Source organism: Pedobacter sp. AC379 (assembly GCF_979258145.1).
Genome location: NZ_OZ409839.1, coordinates 507,189 through 531,938, shown reverse-complemented (window position 1 = coordinate 531,938; position 24,750 = coordinate 507,189). Strand labels below are relative to the sequence as shown.

Sequence of the window (24,750 nt, the reverse complement as noted above, 5' to 3'; positions counted from 1 at the left end):
ATGTATTAAGATAATTAGATCTGGTTTTTAAGGATTTCTTCTTCGGTGATGGGAATGATGAAATAAAATTCAGAACCTTCATCCGGAACGCTATTTACACCAATAGTACCACCATGGCGGTTGATGATTTCGGAACAGATGTACAAGCCAATGCCCAACCCGTTAAAACGGTTGCTGTTTTCTTCTACGCGATAAAACTTATCGAATATTTTATGCTGCTGTTCTTTAGAAATACCGATACCGAAATCTTTAACGGCCAGATACAGTTTTTCATCTTTGATGTTGATGGTAACATTAACCTGGTTGGTGCCAGGGGCATATTTTATCGCATTGGTAATAAAATTGATTACAACCTGCTCCAGGCGCATTTCATCACCAAAAATCATCTCATCTGTTTTGCCCAGCTTAGTGATTTTAAAATCAGGGTTGGAATGTTGCAGCATCTCTATGGCGTTGTTTACCATGTTATCGGCACAGAAGCTTTTCATGTTAAACTTCATCTTCCCGCTTTCAATTTTAGAGATATCGAGCAGATCGACAATGAGCTCATTTAGTTTTTCGAGCTGGATGCTTGCTTTTTCAAGATGATTCTCCGCCATAGTTTTATCATCTCTTTTCAAGCTTCTCTGCAACAGCTGAATGTAACCTTTTACACTGGTTAACGGCGTTTTTAACTCATGACTGGCAATACTGATAAACTCGTCTTTTTTATGTTCGGCCTGCTTCCTGAATTCAATTTCTTCGATCAGTTTCTCCTGTACTTCGTTAAGTTTTCTGTTCTGTTCGTAAATTCGGTAAAACGTTTTTATTTTTAGCAACAGTACATTGATATCAACAGGTTTGGTAATGTAATCCAACCCGCCGCTCAGGTAGCCTTTGGTAATAAATTTAAGTTCGGTATTAACTGCGGAAAGGAATATTATGGCGGTATCTTTTGCTTTACTGAAACCCGAAATGGCTTCTGCCACTTCAAAGCCATCCATATCTGGCATTTGTACATCAAGAATAATCAGCACATAATTATTCTTTAAAACTTTTTTTAGTGCTTCTTCGCCGGATGATGCGGTATCAACCTCAAAATTGTGTGCTTGGAGTACTTTCTGTAACGAGATCAGGTTTTCGGGCCTGTCATCAACTATAAGGATCATCTTTATTAAAACAAATAAGAAGCCGGGATAATTATGTTTGGTTTGGAGATAAAAATCTCATTAACTGTAAACAAACAATGGTGTTTCAAAAAAGTTTTAATTTTTTATAAATTATTTGAGTTGAAGGTATCACCCTGTTTTATATCTCCGGTTTCGAAACCTTTTTTAAACCAATACATGCGCTGTGCCGAAGTGCCATGCGTAAAAGAATCAGGCTGTACATCGCCTGTGGCCTGCTTTTGAAGTTTATCATCGCCAATGGCATTGGCAGCAGTTAAAGCTTCTTCAATATCGCCTTCATCTAATTTAAAATCTTTTAGATTTTGTGCGTTATGTGCCCAAAGACCGGCAAAAAAATCAGCCTGCAATTCTAATTTAACGGATAAACGGTTATACTCTTTTTCGCTTACCTGACCTCGTGCCTGATCTAATTTTTCTGAAATGCCCAATAAATTCTGAACGTGGTGCCCAACTTCGTGAGCAATTACATACGCCTGGGCAAAATCGCCGGCTGCTCCGAAACGGCTTTTTAAATCATCATAAAATGACAGATCGATATATACCTTACGATCGCCCGGGCAATAAAAGGGCCCTACATTGGCATTTGCATTTCCACATGCGGTTTGCACAGCCTCCCTGAACAACCTTAATTTCGGGTACTCGTACTGTTTGCCCATTGCCTGAAATTCTTTATCCCAAACCTGCTCTGTTGATTCTAAAACACCAGAAACAAACTGTGCCTGAGCATCATTAGCCGGCACACCCTGTTTTACTTCTTCTGTTCCGGTTGTGGCGGGAATCTGGCTTACCACCCCGGTTAAATCTTTACCGAAAATTAATCCAAGTACTACAATAACAATACCGATGCCGCCGCCCAGGATGGTTTTTCCGCCACCGCCACTTCTTCCATCTTCTACATTATTACTGCCTTTACCAAACCATTGCATAGTTTATATTTTTTAGTTTAATGAATAACCTTAATCACGGCACAATTGTTATACTAAAGTAGAAATTATTTTGATTGAATTACCCTTTTTAGGTTGTATCCAATCGCAATTCTGGCTACAATTACAACATAAATCTGTTTTGCGACCTTTTTTATTCCTTCTTAGAATTTGGACGCAGAGTTGTGACACATTTCTATGTGACACAAAATCTGCCACTTAAAAATTTGTCACATAATTTAATGGTTTAAATATAATCGCTCTCAAAATGAGAAAGAAGTATAATTATACCCCAGATCAGTTTTTTTGGATGAATGATAATAAAATGGGTGTCAGTAAAAATTAAAGGCACCCATTTATGTATACAATAAATATCTTAGCCATTAAAAACAGCTATTGCTTTAGCTATCCTGGCTTTGGTTTCTGCAACGCCCAGCAGCAAGGCAATATCAAAAACACCCGGGCCAAACTTGCCACCTACCAACATTATGCGGAAAGGCAACATCAATTCGCCTGGTTTAAATCCTTTTTCATCAGCCAAAGCTTTAAAAGCTGCTTCGGCAGTAATGGCATCTGTAAGACTTAAATTATCGGCAAAAGCATTAAAAAATTCAGCTTTTTCGGATGTCCACTTTGGTTTAACAGCATTTATATCATATTCGGCAGGCGCAGCAAAAAAGTAACTGCTCTGCGCCACAAAATCGGGCAATAGTGTGCAACGGTCTTTAATTAGATCGATTATGGTGTTTAAAAACGCGTCATCATTAATTTCGAATCCTGCTTTTTCGAGCTCAGCTTTAACGCCCGGCGCCAAACGCTCTGCGCGTTCCGCTTTGATCCACTCGTGGTTATACCATTTTGCTTTTTCGAAATCGAATTTAGCACCAGCTTTACTGATTCTTTCTATAGAGAATTTTTCTTCTAATTCTTTTAACGAGAACAATTCCTGATCGGTACCATCATTCCAACCCAAAAGCGCAAGCATATTTACAAAAGCTTCGGGCATAAAACCCATTTCTTTAAAGCCTTTGGTTATATCACCAGTTTTAGGATCGGTCCAATTCATGGCATAAACCGGGAAACCCAATCTGTCGCCATCACGTTTGCTTAATTTTCCGTGTCCGTCTGGTTTTAAAATCAAAGGCAAATGCGCCCAGGCCGGCATATCTGTTTCCCAACCTAAATATTTCCAAAGTAAAATATGAACAGGTGCTGATGGCAACCATTCTTCGCCTCTAAAAGCGTGTGTAATTTCCATCGCCCTATCATCAACCACAACGGCTAAATGGTAAGTTGGCATTCCATCGGCTTTTAACAACACTTTATCATCAACAAGTGAGGTTTCGAAGCTTACATCACCACGGATTAAATCGTTAAAATGTACAATTTCATCAGCTGGTACTTTAATACGGATTACGTGCGGAGTTTTAGCTGCCAATAACTCTTCTACTTCACTTATAGTAAGGGTTAACGAGTTGCGCATTTGCATGCGTGTGGCCTGGCCGTACTGAAAATTCGGAATCTCTTTACGTTTAGCATCTAAATCTTCGGGGGTATCAAACGCATAATAGGCATAACCATCGCTTATTAATTGTTCGGCAAATTTCCTATAACTTGGTTTGCGTTCGCTTTGACGGTAAGGGCCGTAAACGCCGGGGTTGGCAGGGCTTTCATCCGGAGTAATTCCACACCAATTTAAACAGTTTACGATATACGCTTCGGCACCTTCTACAAAACGGTTTTGATCGGTATCTTCTACACGAAGTACAAAAGTTCCGTTATTTTTTTTGGCAAACAAATAATTGAACAAAGCGGTGCGTACACCACCTAAATGTAAGCCTCCGGTTGGGCTTGGGGCAAATCTTACTCTAACTTTTTTATCCATGATTAAGCAAAGAGCAGGGAGTTAAGGGCAAAGGGTACGGTGCAATCCATGCTCTAAGCGCTAAGCACTATGCTCGGCACAAAGATATGTTTTTCATCCATTTTATATCGTTTTCATCTGTGATGAAGCAACTGTAATTTCTAAAAGATTGCCTTAAGGTTTTGGAAAAAGCATAATGGTTTTACGATTTTTCCGTTTTGTTATTGTAATTTGGCTAGCTAAAGCATGAATCCTTATCAAAAGAAACGCCGTTGGAAGTTTTTCCTTCTCATTTTTGCCATCTTAATTGGCATTGCTTCAGTATTTTACACCGATTCTTTTGTAAAAAAAATGGAACGTGAGGAAGCAGATCAATTTCACCTTTGGGTTAAAATACAGGAAAGGGCCATGTTTTTATATGATAATGACGATTACCGTGTTATTGTAGAAACGGTACGTGCAAATACCAAAACCCCTGTAATCATGATTGATTCGGCAGGAATGATCAGCTCCTTTTTTGGGTTGGACAGTACTAAAACCAATTATGCCACTGCCGATACCCAGCTTAGTTACGATAGCTTATACTTTGTGCGGCAGCTAAGGCAAATGAAAACTCAGCATCCGCCGGATGAAATGAATATTTTCGGTAAAAAATTTAAGGCTTACTATCGCGATTCGTTTATTTTAACACAGTTGAGGTATTTCCCTTACATACAAATGGGAGTTATATTTCTCTTTCTGCTAACGGCTTATGCTGCATTCAGTTCTGCCCGAAAAGATGAGCAAGACCATGTTTGGGTAGGTTTGGCCAAAGAAACGGCCCACCAGCTGGGTACTCCCATATCATCCCTCATGGCCTGGACGGAGTTAATGAAATCTAAATTTGATGCGGAAGACGACCCTCTGATTGCAGAAATGGAAAACGACATTAAAAGGCTCGAAATTATTACGGACCGTTTTTCTAAAATCGGCTCAAAACCAATACTTGAAGACCATACGGTTTATATTGTAATCAGCGATTTTATCCGTTATTTTAAGGTTCGTACATCTGATAAAGTTAAATTTAGCATTACGGGCGATGAGCAGGTAAGAGCGATGCTAAATGTGCCTTTATTTGATTGGGTAATTGAAAACCTTTTAAAAAATGCAGCCAATGCAATCGAAAATGAGGGATCAATCTCCATTAATATTATTGAAAACCTCGCCAAAGAGCAGGTATTTATTGATGTAAGCGATACGGGAAAAGGGATTCCACGTTCTAAATTTGATGCCGTTTTTCAACCAGGTTATACTACACGTAAAAGAGGCTGGGGCTTAGGTTTGTCGCTTACCAAACGTATTGTTGAGAATTACCACAGTGGCGAAATTTTTGTAAAGGAATCTGAGCTGGGTAAGGGCACAACCTTTAGAATAATATTAAAAAGCAGCTTAAGATATGAACCGACCACAGCCTAATGAATATCCAATTTGGGGCGAAACTTACATCAGTAAAGTTGATGGAGATATTTTTGAGATTTTAAACGATCAGGCACAAAGTTTACCGGCTTTATTTAGGGCCAATACCGACAAAGCAAACTATGCCTATGCAGACGGCAAATGGACGTTGAGGGAAATGTTAGGGCATATTATCGATACAGAGCGTGTTTTTGCCTACCGCATTACCTGTTTTGCTCGAAATGAAAAGCAAGCTTTACCAGGTTTTGAAGAAGACGGATATGTAGCAAATGCACGCTTTGCGGAGCGTGATCTGGAAGATTTAATTGAAGAATTTACTGCGCTGCGCAAAGCCAATCTTTATCTTTTTAGATCGTTAAATGAAGAAGAATTAAACCGGAAAGGAATCGCTTCAGACAGGGAGATTAATGTAAAATCAATTCTATTCATTGTTGCTGGTCATATTTTACACCATGTTTCTATATTAAAAGAACGTTATGAAGTGGTTTAAAAATTTTACCGTTGATGATTTAAATAACCGCCCTAAAAATCATTTAGGTGCGCTGCTCGATATTCGTTTTACAGAAATTGGCGAAGATTTTATTGTTGGTACAATGCCTGTTGATGAACGTACACACCAACCAGCCGGAATTCTTCATGGCGGTGCTTCGGTAGTTTTGGCCGAAACGTTGGGCAGTATCGCCTCTTATATGTGTATCGATCCTGAAAAGTATATTGCCGTTGGTTTAGAAGTTAACGCAAACCACCTGCGTCCGGTAAAATCAGGCTTGGTTAAAGGCATTTGCAAACCCTTACATGTTGGTGCGAAAACACAGGTTTGGGAAATTAAAATTTATGATGAACGTGGCAAAATGAATTGCATTAGCCGATTAACGGTTGCAATTATTAATAAGCCGCAGTAAAAAAGAGAAGTCAAGTTTAATTGCTTCTGCACGATAAAAACTTGACTTCTCTGCTGATTAAAACTTGCTGCTGTTATCCAGCCATTTCTTTTCTACGAGATAGGAAACGATAAGGCCCAGGCCACCGAAGATACCGATGCAACCGAAGTAAATCGCTACCGATTGGCCTTGTTCGGCGTTTGTCATGTTGCTGCCAAATACGCCCCTAACTGTAAAAAGGGCCACCAATAAACCTATTCCCAAACCCACTAAAAGCAGTCCGAATTTTAAGCTTAAAAAAGGTTTTGGCGTTGCTTTGTGCACACCAGGATCGATTCCCCGCTCAATCATTGCCATCTTTTCCTTATTTGATAAATAGCGTATTCCAAATACCATTGCGAATGCGCCTAAAAAAAGTGAGATTGGTACTAATATAGCTTCCATGATTATAATTTTTTAATTTGTAAATATTCTATTTGTCTATTGAACCGTGTTCTGTGTATTATGACTACATACTTTTTAATCAGGTTACACCCTTGCTCAAAAAAAAACAATAGCTTTATCCAACAATTAAATAATCCCCTTGCACAATCAGTTAAAAAATATCTCAATTTTTAAATCTTTAAGCGATGAGGCTTTAGATCGGTTAGCTGCGATTAGTTTAGAAGTACAGCATCAAAAAGGAAAAATCCTGATTTATGCAAATAAAACAGAACCCCATTTTTATATTCTTTTAAGCGGCATAGCCAGGGCATATTCTGATGGTGAAAACCAGGAGATTACTTTTTGGTTTGGGCAAAGTGGCGATGTTCTTTTTTCTTTTAACAGCTACATTAACAATAAGCCAGGTTACGAAAACATTGAACTTTTAGACGATTGTTGCTTACTCCAGATGAAACTGAGCGATCTTTTTTCGCTTTATAGCCAACATTTAGAAATTGCCAATTGGGGTAGAAAAATTGCTGAACAGGAATTAATTGCTACAGAAAGAAGATTAATTGACAGGGCTTTTAAAGGAGCAGCAGAGCGTTACCAGGATTTTTTAACGCAATCGCCTGAATTGATAAAACGTGTGGCCTTAAAACACATTGCTTCTTATCTTGGCGTAACGCAGGTTACTTTAAGCCGCATCAGGGCAGCTAATAAATAAGTTTATTTTTTTAACATTTGTAAAATGCTGCCCCATAAATGTGCTGTAAATTTGTACAAACACATTTATTATGAACTGGATTATATTAATTATTGCCGGCCTTTTCGAGGTTGGTTTTACTACCTGCCTTAAATTATCGAACAATTTTTCGAATATAAAATGGAGTGCGGCATTTTTCGTTTGCATCGCCTTAAGCTTTTTATTATTAAATAAAGCTACACAAACCTTACCTATGGGAACAGCTTACGCCGTTTGGACAGGCATAGGTGCTGTTGGAACGGTAATTATCGGAATTGTATATTTTAACGAGCCGGCAACTTTTTGGAGGATATTTTTTATCTGTACACTAATTGGCTCTATTGCAGGGTTAAAGTTTTTTGCATCGCATTAGCAAGTATCAACCACAGATAAAAGGATGCACACAGACATAAAGATTGTGTTTATCTATGTTCATCTGTGGTTAAAAACGCTAATAATATTGAGGGAACCTTCACTCGGGCCTGGTTGGATAAAGCAACATTCATTTTAAAAATCTGCACGGTGTACCAACGTTGTTTATAAACCGGATGGCAGCGGCAGCTCCCGGTTTTTCATCGGAACTATAGCGAACAGCGGGACTGTAAACCGCCAAGAATTACTGCCCTTTCGTTTTCCAAAAACACATAGGATTTTACTCCCCATTAACTACAAATGCGCTGTTTAACTCAGCCTGATCATAAAAATGATGTTTCACGTGTAACCTACTTATCTCTATTGTAGTCTTACCGCTAAACATGGAGCAAAAACTTACAGATTTGGCACTGATACAAAATGTATTGAACGGTGAAACCGCTCAGTATGCTTTGTTGGTAAAACGCCATCAACGGTTTGTATTTACGCTTGCTTTAAGGTTTTCGAAAAATAGAGAAGATGCAGAAGAAATTGCTCAGGATTGTTTTGTAAAAGCATATAAAGCGTTGGGTACATTTAAACAAACGGCCAAATTTAGCACCTGGCTTTATACAATTACCTACACAACTGCCATGACTTTTTTGAGAAAAAACCGTTTAGATACCGCTTCAATTCATGATGAAAGCACCAGTATACAACTTGAAAATCACACCTCTGGCTTTAATGCCAATGGTTATGAGAAACAAGATAGTCATGCTTTTTTAAATTTGGCCATTACCCACTTAATGCCGGATGATGCTGCCATTATTACGATGTTTTATAAAGGCGAGCAAAGTTTGGAAGAAATTGGTGAAGCTTTGCATATGGAACCGAATACCATAAAAGTAAAATTGCATAGGGCAAGGCAAAGGCTTAAAGAAAAATTACAATATTTGTTAAAAGATGAAGTAAAGGAGTTACTATGAATACAATAGAACAACAGCTTTGGGATTATATTGATGGAAATTTAGATGAATCTGCTAAAAAAGCCATCGAAGAAAAAATTGAATCTGATGCTGAGATAAAATCACAATATGAGGATTTAGTTAAACTTAATTTATCTTTCGAAAGCATGGATCTTGATGAACCTTCCCTATCGTTCACCAGGAATGTGATGGAAAGTGTTGCCCTGGCTCCTGCACCTGTGGCCATGAAAACACAGGTTGATAAAAAGATTATTTATAGCATTGGTGGCTTTTTTGTGATCTCCTTGCTAGCCTTATTTGGCTATGTGCTCTACATTTCGAACTTAAGCATGCCTAAATTCGGTTTTAATGTTAATTTGAATTTTAATGTAGATCAGTACATCACGCCTACTGTATTGTATAGCTTTTTATTTTTCGACCTGGTGATTGGATTGATATTTCTTGATCAGTTTTTAAGGAAAAAGATGCATAAATAATACGCTTTTATTTAAATGCCCCGCAGATTAAGATGATTTACGCAGATTATTGTCATCTGCGTTTTCCGCGCAATCTGCGGGAAATTTAACCCAATCTCTTCAAAATTTCCAATCCTTCCGGCCAGTTTCCAAATCCTGTTTTTGCATTAATATGGCCCGCTTCGCCAATATTAATAAATTCGCTTCCCCAATTTTCTGCAAAAAATTTAGCCCTTTCCAATGTTACCCACTCATCGTTTGAGCTGGTTACCACTATGGTTTTAAAATTTATTTTATCATCGGGCATGTAATCAAAACCTACGGTATTAAATGTGTAACGTGGTGCTTCCAAATCGCTTGGTGCAACCAATAATGCTCCTTTAATAATCCTCTGATATTTTTTTGCCCAGTTGGCAATTGCTACGCAACCCAAACTATGGCCAATTAAAACCACCTCTTCAAGGTTATAATTGCTGAGGGTATTGTCTATATTTTCAATCCAATCATAGCTTGCCGGTTCATCCCACTCCTTTTGATTGATGCGGATAAAGTTTTCACCTGATTTTTCAAAATAGCTTTGCCAATGATCCGGGCCGGAATTGCCCAAGCCAGGAATAATGAAGTAATAAGTCATACTGAGGTTTAAGGGAACTGAAATCGATTCGGAAAAAAGAAAATAAAAAAAGGCCGCCATCGCAAGAAAGCAGCCTTCTCTGTAAATATGATAAATAAATTAAATTACTTTCACATTAACGGCGTTTAAGCCTTTTTTACCGTTAGCAACTTCGTACTGTACTTTGTCGTTTTCACGGATTTCGTCGATAAGACCTGTTGAATGAACAAAAATTTCGCTGTCGCCATTCGCAGGAACGATAAAGCCAAAACCTTTAGTTACATTGAAGAATTTTACTGTGCCTTCTTGCATTGTATTAAATATTAAAATTAAGTCTGCAAGGTAAGTTTTAATTTTTAAAATCAAAATAAATTTTAACATTTTTTTAACGTTAAAATTTTGTAAACATCAGATTATTAAGGCGTTTTAATTGCCTTACCAATTATTGTTAAAGTAATTTCACTATTATGCGGGATTCCGAGTGTGGTTCCGGGAGCTACGTTAAAAAGGTTTCTAACATAAATATCGGCTATTCCCTGAGCCACTTTTTTCTTCGCTTCGGCATTCTCCGGAAGTACATTATAAATGGTTTTTACATGTATCCCTCCCTGAAAATCCACAACGGCTGCAACCTGATAAGCAAAATCTTTATAAGCGCGGTCAATCCTGATGATGTATTGCGGAAACATGTAATCGTAAGCCTCCGTTCTGTTATTTGCCCGGTCTACCGTACTGATTTTTTCTTTGCGTGCAATTTTGCTTTTGGGTATAAACTGAACAGGGTCTGTTGCAGCAAAAGCACTGTCGCTGTTCAGGTTTACCTTTGCTGCGCGTTTCTCAATAAAAGCAGTATCCGCTTTCGTTGGCTTTTGAAGATCGGCAGCTTTTACTTTTAATTTATTTTTAATGTAATTCTGTGCGTAAAAGGTCATATTCACGTCCGATCGAACATCCGAAGCGATCACTTTTCCATCAACCTGTACCCGTTGAAAAACCAAACTATCTTTACTGATGTGTTTTACTTTAAAAAATTCTGCGGCAAAATTGTATACATTTCCGTGGTCGTATTGCATGTAAAATTTCTGCATCTTTTGCTTCTGCGGACTCCAGGCCATCATCGTATCTTCTTTTGCAACTTCGATAATCCACGATGGTTTTTGCATAAATCCGGCTTCGTTGAAAGAAAGCCCATCTTTAAACCTGCGTTTAACCTCCTGATAACGAATACCTTTAACGGGCTCGAAAGTGAAATCCCTTAAAGTTGGATCACTGGTTTTAGAGCCAAACTTGCAGGCAGAAAGCATCAGCACAAAAAAGAAAAAGTATATCGTATTTTTAATCATTTCTACAAAAATCTTTGGCTAAAATAAGTTTTTTTAACCAGAGCTAAACATTCTTATGGTCGATAGCGGCTATCGCCTGGCTGGCTTCTTTACTAAAATTACATTTGCTACTTTCCGCTGCCCTTCATGGTCCCATTTTTTATTATCTGTTGGAAAATTTACCACGCCATTATCTGGCATTCCATTTACCCAGAGTGTGGTAGAGCCGCCGCCATCGAAATTTATCGCGCTTGTACAACCCAACCAGCGCATCAGTTTGGTAAGCTCAAACAAACTCATGCCTGCTGAATTTTCGTTTCTTCCATCAACCGTCAATAAAATTACCCTTCCATTTGGTTTCATGCCCAGGCAGGTACGTGGATGGCGCAAGCGGTTAAAGCCTGCCGTATCCAATGTTTCATCAATACTGTTTAATGTTAATAACGGTCCGTTCAATAAAACATTTTCTGCCGTTAATTTAGTTTCCCAATCAGCAGAACCATCCCATTTTTGGATTGAAATTTTTCCGTTTTCGATTACAATGGCCGCTTCCTGGTGCCTTGCGCGGCTATTATTTTTATCTAAACGGTTGGTATTGATGGTATTTCCGTTTACGCGCACAAAATCTACCGATCCTCCATTTTTTACATCAAAAAAATTGCCATTTACCGCAGCTATAGCTGTATCCCTTAAACCGAAATTACTGGTGGTAATCAATTCTTTTTCTTCTGCACCGATGGTAAATACAGCTTTACGTCCGGTATTTTTTATTTCCAAGAACGAAATATTTTCATTTGCAGTGAAAAGATTTTTTTGATCAAAATGATGCCTGTATAAAACCACCTGCTTGGCAATTTTATTTTTCTGCCATTTGGCTTTTACGACGGCTAAAGAATCGTTGCTCTGACTAAAAGCAGATAAACCGATTGTTAGTAAGGTAAGTGAAAATATTAGCTTTTTGAACATAATTCTGGTTTTGCAATAAAATTAAAAAACGATTTAGCGTTTCCCTTAAAGCATCAAGAATTATACAAAAGGTATCAATAAAAAGAAAACCTCGCAGGTTTATAACCTGCGAGGTTTAAGCAACGCAAAAAATGTTTGAATGAATGATTTTTAAATGATTGCTTTTACTTCAACCATTTATTTTTTCGGATCTAAAATATCTTTAATTCTGATGCTCAAATCTTCGTAATGTGCTTTTGTAATGGCATCGCCTGCTGTTGCCCTGGCTTTTGTTGTAGCCAAGAGTGTTTTCAATTCAGCTCTAACCAATGGTCTGATATCTGATAAACCTACATTGATTGGCGTTAAACCATAACTCGCAGCATAATCTACCGGGAAACCAACAGGAAGATCAGCATCTTTTGTCATTAAATCTTGTAAACGGTCTACATAAGCGCGTTGTAAGTTACGTTTAAAGGCATCTGCTCTACCAGCCACAAAAACCGATGACCTTAAATCAGTAAATAATTCGGGTAATGTATAAGCTTTTGCTGCACCGTTTTTGGTTTCATTATCCAACAAGCGTGCAATACGTGATGCTGATAATAAATTGCCTAAGGTATTGGTTTGAACACCTTTAATACGGTTTAATAACACGCCGTTATCAAATTTGCTCAATTGATCGTTGCTAATTAACCACAATGGTGTGGTAAACAATTGTTGATTAAAGAAAGTAATTGCTTCTTTTTGCTTGGCTTTTGGCAAATAAGCATAAACAGGTCCTTTTTGCTCGTAAGTTTTAAAGTTTTCACTCAAACCACCAACATTTGTTGCCACATGACCCATATAACGGTTAAACTGGCCAACAATTTCAGTATAAATTTCTTTTAAATCGCTGTAATCTTTACCTTTTTGATATGTCCATTTTTCTACATTAGGGAGAATACGTTTTAAGTTTGCAATACCATAAGTACTTGCTTTCATGGCATTGTCACCTAAATCTTCACTTTGTAAGCGTGGATCTAAAGAAGTTCCCTGGCGGCCATAGAAATATAAAGGGTTACCTGCATTTTTTAAAGTCCATTGGTCTAAAACTTCTTTTTCCTGCTCGGCAGTTTTATTTCCAGGAATCCATGAGTAGCCCCATTTTACAACCCATTTATCATATTCGCCAATTTGAGGATGAAGCTTGGTTACGCCATCGCCTGGTTGTGCGATATAGTTAAAACGGGCATAATCCATGATTGATGGTGCGGTACCATGTTTATCTGTAAAGGTTTTAGATCTTAAAGAATCAACCGGATAAGCATAGCTAGAACCAAAGTTGTGTGGCAAACCTAAGGTATGGCCAATTTCATGTGAAGAAACAAAACGGATCAATTCGCCCATTTGTGCATCTGTAAACTGCGCTTTACGTACTTCGGGGTTAATGGCTGCTGTTTGTACAAAATACCAATTACGCAATAAGTTCATTACGTTATGGTACCAACCGATGTGTGTTTCTAAAATCTGGCCGGTACGAGGGTCGCTGATGTGCGGTCCGTATGCATTGGCAATATCAGATGCAAAATAGCGCACAACCGAATATCTCGAATCTTCTACGCTGAACTGAGGATCTTGCTGCGCTGTTGGTGCTTCTTTACCTATTATGGCATTTTTGAAACCTGCGGCCTCAAACGCTACCTGCCAGTCGTTAATTCCCTGGATTAAAAACGGCACCCATTTTTTTGGTGTTGCCGGATCAATGTAAATCACAATCGGTTTTACAGGTTCTACCAGTTCGCCACGTTTATAGGCGTTGGTATCTTTCGGTACCAAATTCCAGCGGTGAATGTATGCGGTACGCTCTGCTTTTTGTGCATTGGTTCCATAATCTATTTGCGATTGACCAAAGAAACCTACTCTGTTATCCATTATTCTGGCTTTAACAGGTATTTTCGGCAACAATAACATTGAGGTATTAAACTCAAAAGTAACAGCGGCATTGCTGTTATCAGTTGGCGATTCGGCCGCACGATAAGTTTTCGCAGTTTTTACTTCAAGGTTTATCGGGAAAGTTTTAACGGTATCGATGTATGAACGCGTGGCATCGTACACGGTAACTTTATAGGCTTTACGCATCTGATCGGTTGCACCGATTGCCATTATATCACCATTATAAAAATCGGTAACATCAATCACTACACCTGTAGTATCTTTATTATAAGCTTTAATTTCAAAACTGGCTAAAATTTGCGCCAGATTGGAGTTTTGAACCGATTCGTACATATCGCTGTTCGGATCTGCTTTGGTTGAGTAACTTGGTACGCGGATATAAACCTGCTTGCCTCTACGCTCCCATTTCCAAACCTGTTCGTTCAGTTCTTCACCACCATATTGCTGGTTGCCCACTTTAACGCCTGCCGGTACTTTTGCCAAACGTGTAACCACAAGCATTTCACGGTTAATCATCGAATCTGGTATTTCAAAATACCATTTATCATCTACTTTGTGTGTTTTGAACAAACCGTTTGTTGTTCTGGCTTTTGCAGTAATTACCTCTGAAAATGGTTTAATTCCTTCTTTTTTAGGTGCTGCTGCTGTGGTGGCCGGAGTAGCTGGTGTGGCTCCTTTTGTGGTTTTAGACTTTTTCTGGGCATAGGCGGAGTTTGATCCGGCTACACCAAGTGCTACGATACCCGCTAACGCAAGTACCTTAAAGTTTTTCTTCATGTGTTTATAAAGTTAGTTTGCTTGGCAATAAGAGGTTAAAGTTAAAATCTTGTTACACCACAATTCTTTTGTAACAGGAAGATTACCTCTGTTAAATCCTCTTTTCGAGCCTTACTACTTTAAAAAAAACTTGTTTATCTCTATAAATTTCGAAAATTAAGCTCCGATCTGCTTTTGATTTAAATAATTCGGTAAGATCGTTTAACGAATATGCATCTATTCCCTTAAAGTTTACACCAATAATTTCATCATCGGGGCATAATCCGGCTTTTTCAGCAGGGCTATCTTCATCTATTTCTCCAATAATCAATCGTTTATAATCTTTTTGATCAAGGTAAATAACCATCCCTACCATATCGTGCTCAAAAGGAGTTTTACTCGCGCCATTGGGTTTAACGTAAATAAAACCATCCTGGTAATTGAACTGGATATTGAATTTCCGAAGCAGATCAGCCCCTAAATTTCCATTCCTTTTTGATAAATCAATTTTATTGGCAATCGTTTTAAAATCCGGAAAACCTGCAACTACATCTTTAAACACAAAACCGCCTACATTAAGTTTACTCAAACGGCCAACATAGCCTTTAATCTGTCCACTCAGGCTCATTCCGAGATTGGCTTTAATTTTTTTTTCGGGCAGAGGAAATTCTGTTCCGTTCAGCATTTCCATCGATAAGGCATGACTGGCACCTGTATCCATTAAAAACCTGGCTGTAACGGTTCCGCTATCTGGTATTTCTATACTTGCCAAAATATAGGGTTTCTGGTTTTCTATCTGGATGGGGATTTTTTTCCCTCGATATTTTATTTTCGCCTCATGATTGTAAATAATCAGCCTGTTTTCGCTGTACCGTACATCAACAATAAAACTGTTAAAAAAGCTGTAACCCAATAAACCATAAATTTTTAATCCCAAATGTCCTGATAAATTAAAGAGATCTTCTTTTAAAATTGCTGTTGGTATACGCTCTATAGCCGTATTGCCCACTTTAACATCCAAACTCTGCGATACATAGGCCTCTACGCTTTCTATGCCCAGGCCCGAAACCTTAATTTTACGGAGCATGCTAAAGTTTAACGAATCAATAATTGAAGGATCGGTTATAATCATTGGTCCAACACCGGTATCCAAAACAAAATCAAACGGGCCTTTGCCGTTTACATAAACCGGAATTACCATTAGGTTTTTAATGCACTTAAAAGCAATGGATTGTTTCTGCCGGTTTCTTTTGAATAAAAACTCCTGAGAGAAACCCGAAAATGCAAGAAATAAAAAACCCAGGCAAATGGTTAGTTTACGTAAACAGATTATTACACCGGGGCTATATTTGGTTAACATTAAACTAAATTTAATAAATTAGTTGCTTATTATTCCCACTAAATTTAGAACATGTTCAAGTTTAAAAATCAAAATTTCATTTTTCTGTCGTTTACGCTATTTATTTGTGTGTTAACCGGTTGCTCAACCAATAAAATTATTTCGAATAAGGTGGCGAAAGAATTTAAAAACTCACAGGTAATTAAACAATATCAGGTTGGTTTTGCACTTTTTAATCCTACTGATAAAAAAATGATTTTTGAGAAAGATGCCGACAAGTATTTTACTCCTGCCTCTAATACAAAACTCTATACTTTTTTTGCAAGCATGAAAATGATTCCTGATTTAATGCCTGCACTAAAATATGTTGAGCGGAACGATTCTTTAATTTTTTGGGGAACAGGCGATCCGGCATTTTTACAGTTTGCTGTAAAAGATAAATCGGCCTATAATTTTCTTTTGGCTTCTAACAAAAAACTGTTTTTTGCGCCGGGCCGCTATGCAGGTAATTTTTTTGGCGATGGCTGGGCCTGGGATGATTATGATTATTACTACCAGCCGGAAATTACAGAAATGCCGATTATGGATAATATGGTTACTTCTACCTATGCCTCTCCAAACAAAATTAATATAGAGCCAAAGGTTTTTGCACCTTGTTTCGAAATAGATTCTACAAAAACTACAGGCAATTTTCAAGTAACCAGAGATTTTTTAACCAACCGGTTCCATTATCCTGCCGTTGCTGTAAAACCAGGTTATAACCAACAAAATCCGTATAAAACCAGTACACAGGTTACCGTAGAAATACTTGCAGATACTTTGCATAAACCTGTAGGCATTATAAAGTATAAAATGCCAGCTGATGCTAAAACTTTACCTGGCGCAAAACGCGATTCGGTTTTAAAACATATGATGTTACCCAGCGATAATTTTATTGCCGAACACTTATTATTGGTTTGCTCAAACCAGATTGGAGATACCTTAAGCACAGCAAAAGCAATTGAGCACATTACAAAAAATTACCTCTCCTTTTTACCGGATCAAGTAAAATGGGTAGATGGCTCTGGTTTATCCCGTCAGGATTTGTTTACGCCCCGCGACAATGTTTATTTACTGGATTCTATTTATAAGATGGTAAATAATCCCGAAAAATTATTCGATATGCTTCCTGCGGGAGGAAAAAGCGGAACCTTAAAAAATGCCTACCCTAAAACCGACAAACCTTTTGTATATGGCAAAACAGGTTCGCTGGGCGGGGTACATAATCAAAGCGGGTATGTACTTACCAAAAAAGGCAAAACCTATATCTACTCTTTTATGAACAATAATTTTATAAAACCAACAGCAGAGGTACGGGCAGAAATGGTGAGGATAGTAACTTATATACATGATAATTTTTAATGCCAGATTTTAAATCCATTACCCAGCCTTTTTCTAACAGCATCAATATTGATGGTAAATCGTATTTATATTTTGGCGGAACTGCTTATCTGGGTATTCCTCAAAACAAGCCTTTTATCGATCTTTATATTGAAGGAATTAAGAAATATGGTTTAAATAACGGTACAAGTCGCACAAACAATATTCAACTGGGCATTTATGATGAAGCAGAAAATATAGCCGCGGTGAGGTATGGTACAGAAGCAGCATTAATTACTTCAAGTGGATATTTAGCAGCTCAGCTCACGGTTAAAGCACTATCCGAATCTTCAGAAGTGGTATATGCCCCAGGTAGTCATCCTGCGCTTTGGTTAAGCGAAAATCAGGTCAAAAATTTAGGTTTATTTAGTGATTGGGCGGTAGAAACGACTGAAAAAATAAATTTATCCGAAGAGAAAAATTGGGTTTTGATCAGCAATTCGATGAACAACCTCATCCCTGAAATTTATGATTTCAATTTTCTAAAAGAGATCCGAAAAGATAAAAATATTACCCTCATTGTAGATGATTCGCACGGGATTGGCGTAAATAACAATGGGATGGGTACGATCAAAAACCTCCCCAAACAAGAAAACATCCAAAATGTAGTGGTTGCCTCAATGGCAAAGGCATTGGGTGTTGATGCTGGTATTGTTTTAACTTCAAATTCAGTAATTAATAAACTTAAAAGTTCTAATACTTTTATTGGGGCCTCCCCATCCAGTGCGGCGGGGCTTTATGCATTTATCCATGCTGAAGAAATATACAACAAAGCATTAAACAAACTGAAAAACAACATGGCAATGTTCGAAACGGTTTCAAATCTTACTTGGAAATGTGAGCCGGGTTTCCCTGTGTATCTACTGGGTGATGTAAATTTTTCACAACATCTTTTGCAAAGGCAGATCCTGATTTCGTCTTTTCCCTATCCGAACCCTACAGACAAAATTTTAAACCGTATAGTGCTTTCCTCCTGGCATGAAAAAGAGGATATCGAAAGGTTGATAACAGCTATAAATTTTTAACCTTTCCTTATCCGATTAATTTTTCAATATTTATAACATGAAAAAACTGTTCCTATTCTTATCGTTAACGCTTCTACTTGCCAACATTGTTTCTGCACAAACCACTACCGTGTGGATTGTTAGACATGCTGAAAAAGATAAATCTAACCCACAAGATACCAACCCGAACCTTTCGGATGAAGGAAGAGTAAGAGCAGGAGATTTAGCCACTTATTTAAAAAAGGTAAAATTCGATGTTGCTTTTGCTACGCCAACAAAAAGAACGCATGAAACATTAGATTCATTGGTGATTCCGAAAGTAATTGATTATAAAGACATAAAATCGCTGGTAGATAGCATTAAAACAAATTACCTGGGCAAAACGGTGATGGTAGCAGGGCATTCCAATACCGTACTTGAAATTATTGAGGCCCTAGGTGGCAAAAAACCAAAAGAAGAATTAACCGATGATGATTACGACTATATTTTTGAATTATCAGTTAAGGAAGACAAAGCAAGGGTTAAAATGGAGCAATACGGCAGGCCACATCATTTGTAGTTTTGTGTTTTTGATAGGCGCTATTTCCAGCCCAAAGCACCAATAACTATTGAAAATAAATTGCTATAACTTTTCGAAAGGAATATCCATTAAATTGTAATTCCTCCAACCAGAAAAATCATAGTGCCACCACTCATTTTCCAGCACATTCATTTGGTATTTGGCCATAATCGCAATCAGGAAATCTCGGTTTTTCTTTGCCTCGGGTGATATATTTTGATAATTTGCAGCTGCAGCAGCCGAAAAACTATCATATGGTGTTGGCATCACCAATTCTTTCCCTGTTTTTAAATTAATTAATGTTAAATCTACTGCACAACCCCTATTGTGTTTAGAACCTTTTGCCGGGTTGGCTACAAAATTTTTGTCGCTTGCCTTTTTGTAAAACTCTACAGTAATGGCATACGGACGGTAACCATCGAATATTTTTAATCCGTAACCTTTTTTATTTAATTCTTTTTGGATTTTCTTTAACGATTCTACCACAGGCTTTCTGGCAAAGGCCCTTGCCTGTTTGTACATCACTTGTTGCATAAAGTTATTTTTGGTAGCGTAACGAATATCCAACTTAATATTTGGAATTGCTTTCTTAATTTCTATCAGTTCATTATCCGGATTTGTTTTTATTGATGCCAGGTATTGAGTATAAGAATTTACAACAACCAGTTTTTGCTCAGGTTTTGAGGTAGTTTGAGCAACCGCAAATAAAGAAAACGACAGAAAAAATATAAGGCAACTAACTTTCATAACAGAATTGGCTTGAGTTGGTCGTAATTACTGATTCGAAACCACCAATAATTCAAGATCTTTAAATGGCAGGTTAAACATATCAGCCAGGTCTTTATTGGTGCAGTTTCCCTGATAAATATAAAGCGCTTCACGTATACCCGGATTATTCCAAACCATATTCACTAAGCCCCCAAATTCGCCAATATCCAATAAAATAGGCGCAAAAATATTTGTCAGCGCATAAGATGCCGTTCTTGGCACGCGCGAAGCAATATTAGGCACACAATAGTGAATTACATCATATTTCCTGAAAACCGGATTGGTATGGTTGGTTACTTCTGAGGTTTCAAAACAACCACCCTGATCAATACTGATATCGATAACCACCGAATGTGGTTTCATCCTGGCAACAGTTTCTTCCATCACCACGCAAGGGCTGCGGCCATGTGTGGCGCGTATGGCACCAATCACTACATCGCAAGTTATAATGGCTTTATTTAATACAATTGGCTGCATTACCGAAGTAAATACCCTGCTGCTGCCCAAATTATTCTGTAAACGGCGTAAACGGTAAATAGAGCTGTCGAAAACTTTAACCTCGGCTCCTAATGCCAAAGCCGTTCTGGCCGCATACTCGCCTACAGTGCCGGCACCTAAAATAACAATTTCAGTCGGCGGAACGCCGGTAAAACCACCAAGCATTAAACCCTTGCCACCCGTAACATTGCTTAAATATTCTGCAGCAATTAAAATGGAGGTAGAGCCAACAATTTCACTCATGGCCCGCACTACACTCAATACATTACCCTCATCACGCAGGTTTTCAAAACACAGTGCATTAATTTTTTTATGCATCAACGCTTTTAAATAATCCTGTTTTAACGTTCCGGTTTGTAATGAAGAAATAAGCGTTTGGCCTTTGTGCATCATTTCGATTTCTTCCAGCATTGGTGGTGCAATTTTCACTAGAATATCGGCCTCGAAAACTTCTTTTTTATCGTATGCAATTTTTGCGCCCTGCTCGGCATATTCCGTATCAGAAAAATTTGCAGCTATTCCTGCCCCAGTTTCCAAAACAACCCTATGCCCATTGTTTACCAATAAGGCCACAGATAATGGTGTTAAGGCAATTCTATTTTCTTGAAAGGAAATTTCTTTTGGTATACCTATGTATAGATTATTTTTTTTATTTCGGGTTTCCAGCTTTGCCTCTTGTGTTTGTAATAAACCCTGACGAGCTATATCGGCCATTCCTTCGCGTAATCCTGTAGCCATGTTGAATTAAAATTTTGATAGTTTTAGGTTGTTCAAGGTAAGGAAAATCTGTTAATTTATTGATAACTAATTGTTATACCTTTGAAAGCCTGAATAATCTGCGGTTTTCATCCAGTACATTTATCTGTACTTTAATATAGTTTTCCGGTAAGATTTCCGCTACCCTTTCCGGCCATTCTATTAAACAGGTTCCATCACCATAAAAATATTCCTCGTAACCTAAATCATACGCTTCGTGAATATCTTTTATCCTGTAAAAATCGAAATGAAACACTGAACCGTTAGCACTTTCATACTCGTTAACAATAGAATATGTAGGACTCGAAACCACATCATCAACCCCCAGGTGTTTACAGAAAATTTTGATGAAAGTTGTTTTTCCTGCACCCATTTCGCCCTCAAAAATAAAAACCTTTTGGTTGCCGGCAAAATCTGAAAGCTGTTGGGCAACAGCAGGTAAATCGGCTAAATTATTTACATCAATATCCATTTTAAAAAAATAAAGGCAAAAGTAATACATAATTGCATTGCTTTTGCCTTACTATTTGTGATTTGTCAGCCTGAGCCTGTAGAAGCCCCTACCATCGCAACAGATCCTTAAACATGTTCAGGAAGACGATCCTATTGAAAATGAACGGCCTCATGTCTCAAATCTAACATCCAATCTCTAACACTATCTCGGCGAATACGTTACCACCGGAATAATCATTTCTTCTAACGAAATTCCGCCATGCTGAAAGGTTTCGTTATAATAATTTACAAACTGGTTGTAGTTATTCGGGTAAACAAAATAACTGTCTTCACGGGCAAAAATATAACTGCTGCTGATATTGATTTTCGGCAATAAAGCATCGTGCGGGTTTTTAATCAAAAACACCTCTTTGGCATTAAAATTAAGGTTTCTACCTTGTTTATACCTTAAATTCGTATTTGTACTCCTATCGCCAATTACTTTAACCGGTTTTTTAACACGGATGGTTCCATGATCGGTTGTAATGATCACTTTTACCTTTTTCTGTGAGATTTTTTTAAGCAAATCCCAAAGCGGAGAATGTTCAAACCACGATAGTGTTAACGAACGGTAAGCAGCATCATCATTAGCCAATTCCCTAATCATCTGCATATCGGTGCGGGCATGGCTTAACATATCAACAAAGTTGAATACAATAGCGTTAAAATCGTTCTGCAACAAATTATTGGTTTGGTCAACCAGATCTTTTCCCTGTTCGAAAGTTAGAATTTTATTGTAGCTGAATTTACAGTCTTTTCTTAAGCTGCGCTTAATGTTATCGGCCAGAAAAGCTTCTTCGTGCATATTTTTTCCACCTTCATCATCATCATTTTGCCAAAGTTGAGGAAAACGTTTTTCCATATCCAAAGGCATCATACCCGAAAAAATTGCATTACGGGCGTACTGTGTGGCTGTTGGCAAAATGCTGGTATACATATCTTCCTCATCAATTCTGAAATATTCTGAAATTAACGGGTTGATAATTTTCCATTGATCGTAACGTAAATTATCAATCAGGATAAAAAATACCGGTGTATTATCATTAATATGAGGAAATGCCTTTTTCTTCAACAACTCATTCGAAAGCAAAGGTGCTGTATCCTTATTCTTAATCCAGTCTAGGTAGTTTTCTTCAATAAATTTAGTAAACTGTGTATTCGCCTCTTGTTTTTGCATGGTTAAAATTTCATGCATCTGCGGATCATCCAGTTTTTCCAACTCAAGTTCCCAGAAAACAATTTTTTTATAAACATCAACCCACTCTTCGTAATTTAACCTGTCGCCCAAAGTCATCCCCAAACGGCGAAAATCCTGCTGGTAAGCCATAGAGGTTTTTTCGCTAACCAAGCGTTTATTATCAATCAGCTTTTTAATGGTTAATAAAACCTGTTTCGGGTTTACGGGTTTAATCAGGTAATCATCAATTTTGCTGCCGATGGCATCTTCCATCAGGTTTTCTTCCTCACTTTTTGTAATCAAAACAACAGGCACATCAGGATTTAAATTCTTAATGGCAGATAATGTTTCGATACCGCTCATTCCCGGCATGTTTTCATCAAGAAAAACCAGGTCAAAATGCGCTTTTCCAAATGCTTCGAGTGCGTCGTTACCGTTGGTAAATGTAGTTACATGATAACCTTTATCATTTAACAATAATATATGTGGTTTTAGTAAGTCGATTTCATCATCGGCCCATAATATCTTAGTTTCTTGCATGTTTTTGTAAAAATAGGTAAGTATTGCCTTTTAATTTTGGCAGGTAAATCAAACTATAAATAAAAATAGCAATTTTTGTACCGTATCTACCTATTTAACTATTTTTAACGATTGAATAAGAAGAAAATAATAAATGATCCGGTTTACGGTTTCATCAGCATTCAGTCTGAATTGGTATACGATGTAATTTCACATCCGTATTTCCAGCGTTTGCGTTACATTAAACAGCTCGGAATGACCCATTTGGTTTATCCCGGAGCTTTACATACCCGCTTTCATCATGCTTTAGGTGCGATGCACTTAATGAGTTTGGCCATTAATCTTTTAAAAAGCAAAGGACATAGCATTACACCCGGCGAAGAAGAAGCCGCCATTTTGGCCATTTTGCTGCATGACATAGGCCACGGACCTTTTTCTCATGCATTGGAACATTCGTTAGTTACCGGCATCAGACATGAAGATATTTCGGCAAAACTGATGCAGGATTTGAATGCACATTTTGATGGACGTTTAACACACGCCATTGAGATTTTTAACGGCACCTACCCTAAAAAGTTTCTACATCAGTTAATTTCCGGTCAGTTGGATTTAGACCGGATGGATTATTTAAACCGCGACAGCTTTTTTACCGGCGTAAGTGAGGGTGTAATCAGTTTCGACCGGATTATTAAAATGTTTAATATCTATGATGATAACCTTGTAATTGAAGAAAAAGGTATTTATTCAATAGAGAAATTTTTAATTGCCCGAAGGCTGATGTACTGGCAGGTTTATTTGCATAAAACAGTAATATCAGGCGAAATGATTTTAGTGAAATTACTGGAACGCGCAAAAGAATTATCGGTTAACGGAGAAAGTTTGTTTGCTTCACCATCATTAAATTATTTCTTAAAAAACGACATCAACGAGGCCAATTTTTTTGCTCAACATGAAAATTTGGAGCACTTTACCAATCTTGATGATCAGGATATTTACGCTGCAGTTAAAGTTTGGGCCAAACACCCCGATAAAATTTTGTCTACGCTGTGTAAAATGCTTACTTCCAGAAACTTGTATAAAGTAGAAATGGGTAACGAAAAAGCAAATAACGACCGCGTAAACTTTTTGCAGGATGCAGCCGTTAACTTATTGGAGGTTAACCCGGCAGAAGCCAGGTATTTTGTTTTTACGGATTCGATCCAAAACCGTGCATATAATGCCGGGGTTGGAAATATTAAAATTTTAATGAAAAATAACGATATTGTTGATATCGCAAAAGCGTCGGATTTATCAAACCTGGAGTCGTTGCAAAAAACAGTAGAAAAATATATCCTCTGTTACCCCAGAGGGATTTAAGCTTATTTAACAAAATATTTAACTTTTACTGCCGTTTTAA

At 37.7% G+C, this 24,750-nt stretch carries 25 protein-coding genes; 11 read left to right on the top strand and 14 right to left on the bottom strand.

Going from position 1 to position 24,750, the window contains the following annotated elements:
• Positions 1-14: 14 nt before the first annotated feature.
• The 3 genes from ACZZZW_RS02330 to gltX form a co-directional block, all read right to left on the bottom strand.
• Positions 15-1,148: a sensor histidine kinase gene (locus ACZZZW_RS02330; RefSeq protein ID WP_055904153.1), complete on the bottom strand. Its 1,134-nt coding sequence runs from the start codon at positions 1,146-1,148 to the stop codon at positions 15-17.
• A gap of 104 nt (positions 1,149-1,252) precedes the next feature.
• Complete coding sequence (gene ypfJ / locus ACZZZW_RS02325) at positions 1,253-2,095, bottom strand: KPN_02809 family neutral zinc metallopeptidase (protein ID WP_463492175.1); 843 nt, start codon at positions 2,093-2,095, stop codon at positions 1,253-1,255.
• 373 nt (positions 2,096-2,468) lie between these two features.
• A complete protein-coding gene (gene gltX, locus ACZZZW_RS02320) occupies positions 2,469-3,977 on the bottom strand; it encodes a glutamate--tRNA ligase (protein WP_463492174.1) in 1,509 nt (502 codons plus the stop codon).
• Positions 3,978-4,202: 225 nt separating this feature from the next.
• Between gltX and ACZZZW_RS02315 the strand changes: the two genes are divergently transcribed.
• From ACZZZW_RS02315 to ACZZZW_RS02305, 3 genes are read left to right on the top strand one after another with little or no spacing between them, the layout of a single operon-like run.
• A complete protein-coding gene (locus ACZZZW_RS02315; protein WP_055904145.1) occupies positions 4,203-5,411 on the top strand; it encodes a sensor histidine kinase in 1,209 nt (402 codons plus the stop codon).
• Positions 5,392-5,901: a DinB family protein gene (locus ACZZZW_RS02310; RefSeq protein WP_463492173.1), complete on the top strand. Its 510-nt coding sequence runs from the start codon at positions 5,392-5,394 to the stop codon at positions 5,899-5,901. The genes ACZZZW_RS02315 and ACZZZW_RS02310 overlap by 20 nt, the downstream gene beginning before the upstream one ends.
• Complete coding sequence (locus tag ACZZZW_RS02305; RefSeq protein WP_463492172.1) at positions 5,888-6,313, top strand: hotdog fold thioesterase; 426 nt, start codon at positions 5,888-5,890, stop codon at positions 6,311-6,313. Before ACZZZW_RS02310 ends, ACZZZW_RS02305 begins: the two co-directional genes overlap by 14 nt.
• Before the next feature lie 57 nt (positions 6,314-6,370).
• Here ACZZZW_RS02305 and ACZZZW_RS02300 read toward each other — a convergent pair whose 3' ends face one another.
• Positions 6,371-6,736: a DUF6249 domain-containing protein gene (locus tag ACZZZW_RS02300; RefSeq protein WP_055904136.1), complete on the bottom strand. Its 366-nt coding sequence runs from the start codon at positions 6,734-6,736 to the stop codon at positions 6,371-6,373.
• Positions 6,737-6,875: 139 nt separating this feature from the next.
• On the opposite strand from ACZZZW_RS02300, the gene ACZZZW_RS02295 reads away from it, so the two are divergent.
• The 4 genes from ACZZZW_RS02295 to ACZZZW_RS02280 all read left to right on the top strand — a co-directional run bounded on the left by ACZZZW_RS02295 (position 6,876) and on the right by ACZZZW_RS02280 (position 9,273).
• Positions 6,876-7,442 carry a Crp/Fnr family transcriptional regulator gene (locus ACZZZW_RS02295; protein WP_463492171.1) on the top strand — a complete coding sequence of 189 codons (567 nt, stop codon included), beginning with the start codon at positions 6,876-6,878 and terminating at the stop codon, positions 7,440-7,442.
• Between the two features lie 70 nt (positions 7,443-7,512).
• Positions 7,513-7,833: a DMT family transporter gene (locus ACZZZW_RS02290; RefSeq protein WP_025141751.1), complete on the top strand. Its 321-nt coding sequence runs from the start codon at positions 7,513-7,515 to the stop codon at positions 7,831-7,833.
• A 382-nt stretch (positions 7,834-8,215) separates the two neighbouring features.
• Positions 8,216-8,797 (top strand): RNA polymerase sigma factor, encoded by a 582-nt coding sequence (locus tag ACZZZW_RS02285; RefSeq protein ID WP_463492170.1) that lies wholly within the window; start codon positions 8,216-8,218, stop codon positions 8,795-8,797.
• The gene (locus ACZZZW_RS02280) at positions 8,794-9,273 is read left to right on the top strand and encodes an anti-sigma factor family protein (RefSeq protein WP_463492169.1); all 480 of its coding nucleotides are present in this window, start codon (positions 8,794-8,796) and stop codon (positions 9,271-9,273) included. The genes ACZZZW_RS02285 and ACZZZW_RS02280 overlap by 4 nt, the downstream gene beginning before the upstream one ends.
• An 85-nt stretch (positions 9,274-9,358) precedes the next feature.
• Here the strand turns inward: ACZZZW_RS02280 and ACZZZW_RS02275 are convergent, their stop codons facing one another.
• The 6 genes from ACZZZW_RS02275 to ACZZZW_RS02250 form a co-directional block, all read right to left on the bottom strand.
• Positions 9,359-9,886 (bottom strand): RBBP9/YdeN family alpha/beta hydrolase, encoded by a 528-nt coding sequence (locus ACZZZW_RS02275; RefSeq protein WP_463492168.1) that lies wholly within the window; start codon positions 9,884-9,886, stop codon positions 9,359-9,361.
• Positions 9,887-9,985: 99 nt separating this feature from the next.
• Positions 9,986-10,177 carry a cold-shock protein gene (locus ACZZZW_RS02270; RefSeq protein ID WP_025141747.1) on the bottom strand — a complete coding sequence of 64 codons (192 nt, stop codon included), beginning with the start codon at positions 10,175-10,177 and terminating at the stop codon, positions 9,986-9,988.
• A gap of 104 nt (positions 10,178-10,281) precedes the next feature.
• Entirely contained in the window at positions 10,282-11,208 is a 927-nt protein-coding gene (locus tag ACZZZW_RS02265; RefSeq protein ID WP_463492167.1) for a hypothetical protein, read from the bottom strand.
• Between the two features lie 69 nt (positions 11,209-11,277).
• Positions 11,278-12,153 carry a phosphodiester glycosidase family protein gene (locus tag ACZZZW_RS02260; protein WP_463492166.1) on the bottom strand — a complete coding sequence of 292 codons (876 nt, stop codon included), beginning with the start codon at positions 12,151-12,153 and terminating at the stop codon, positions 11,278-11,280.
• A gap of 177 nt (positions 12,154-12,330) precedes the next feature.
• Positions 12,331-14,844: a zinc-dependent metalloprotease gene (locus ACZZZW_RS02255; protein WP_463492165.1), complete on the bottom strand. Its 2,514-nt coding sequence runs from the start codon at positions 14,842-14,844 to the stop codon at positions 12,331-12,333.
• A gap of 91 nt (positions 14,845-14,935) precedes the next feature.
• The gene (locus ACZZZW_RS02250) at positions 14,936-16,183 is read right to left on the bottom strand and encodes an aspartyl protease family protein (RefSeq protein ID WP_055904113.1); all 1,248 of its coding nucleotides are present in this window, start codon (positions 16,181-16,183) and stop codon (positions 14,936-14,938) included.
• Between the two features lie 51 nt (positions 16,184-16,234).
• Between ACZZZW_RS02250 and ACZZZW_RS02245 the strand changes: the two genes are divergently transcribed.
• Genes ACZZZW_RS02245 through ACZZZW_RS02235 form a run of 3 tightly spaced genes read left to right on the top strand, consistent with a single transcriptional unit; the run spans position 16,235 to position 19,144 of the window.
• Positions 16,235-17,563 carry a D-alanyl-D-alanine carboxypeptidase gene (locus ACZZZW_RS02245; RefSeq protein WP_055904110.1) on the top strand — a complete coding sequence of 443 codons (1,329 nt, stop codon included), beginning with the start codon at positions 16,235-16,237 and terminating at the stop codon, positions 17,561-17,563.
• Positions 17,563-18,606, top strand: a complete 1,044-nt coding sequence (locus ACZZZW_RS02240) for an aminotransferase class I/II-fold pyridoxal phosphate-dependent enzyme (RefSeq protein ID WP_463492164.1) — start codon at positions 17,563-17,565, stop codon at positions 18,604-18,606. Before ACZZZW_RS02245 ends, ACZZZW_RS02240 begins: the two co-directional genes overlap by 1 nt.
• 37 nt (positions 18,607-18,643) lie before the next feature.
• A complete protein-coding gene (locus ACZZZW_RS02235) occupies positions 18,644-19,144 on the top strand; it encodes a phosphoglycerate mutase family protein (protein ID WP_055904104.1) in 501 nt (166 codons plus the stop codon).
• 63 nt (positions 19,145-19,207) lie between these two features.
• Here the strand turns inward: ACZZZW_RS02235 and ACZZZW_RS02230 are convergent, their stop codons facing one another.
• The 4 genes from ACZZZW_RS02230 to porX all read right to left on the bottom strand — a co-directional run bounded on the left by ACZZZW_RS02230 (position 19,208) and on the right by porX (position 23,375).
• Entirely contained in the window at positions 19,208-19,891 is a 684-nt protein-coding gene (locus ACZZZW_RS02230; RefSeq protein ID WP_055904101.1) for a M15 family metallopeptidase, read from the bottom strand.
• Positions 19,892-19,918: 27 nt separating this feature from the next.
• Positions 19,919-21,148 carry an alanine dehydrogenase gene (locus ACZZZW_RS02225; RefSeq protein ID WP_055904098.1) on the bottom strand — a complete coding sequence of 410 codons (1,230 nt, stop codon included), beginning with the start codon at positions 21,146-21,148 and terminating at the stop codon, positions 19,919-19,921.
• A gap of 73 nt (positions 21,149-21,221) precedes the next feature.
• Positions 21,222-21,638: a tRNA (adenosine(37)-N6)-threonylcarbamoyltransferase complex ATPase subunit type 1 TsaE gene (gene tsaE / locus ACZZZW_RS02220; protein WP_055904095.1), complete on the bottom strand. Its 417-nt coding sequence runs from the start codon at positions 21,636-21,638 to the stop codon at positions 21,222-21,224.
• A 183-nt stretch (positions 21,639-21,821) separates the two neighbouring features.
• Entirely contained in the window at positions 21,822-23,375 is a 1,554-nt protein-coding gene (porX, locus tag ACZZZW_RS02215; RefSeq protein WP_055904092.1) for a T9SS response regulator signal transducer PorX, read from the bottom strand.
• Between the two features lie 111 nt (positions 23,376-23,486).
• Here porX and ACZZZW_RS02210 point away from each other — a divergent pair, with 111 nt between their 5' ends.
• Positions 23,487-24,710, top strand: a complete 1,224-nt coding sequence (locus tag ACZZZW_RS02210) for an HD domain-containing protein (RefSeq protein ID WP_463492163.1) — start codon at positions 23,487-23,489, stop codon at positions 24,708-24,710.
• Positions 24,711-24,750: the final 40 nt, after the last annotated feature.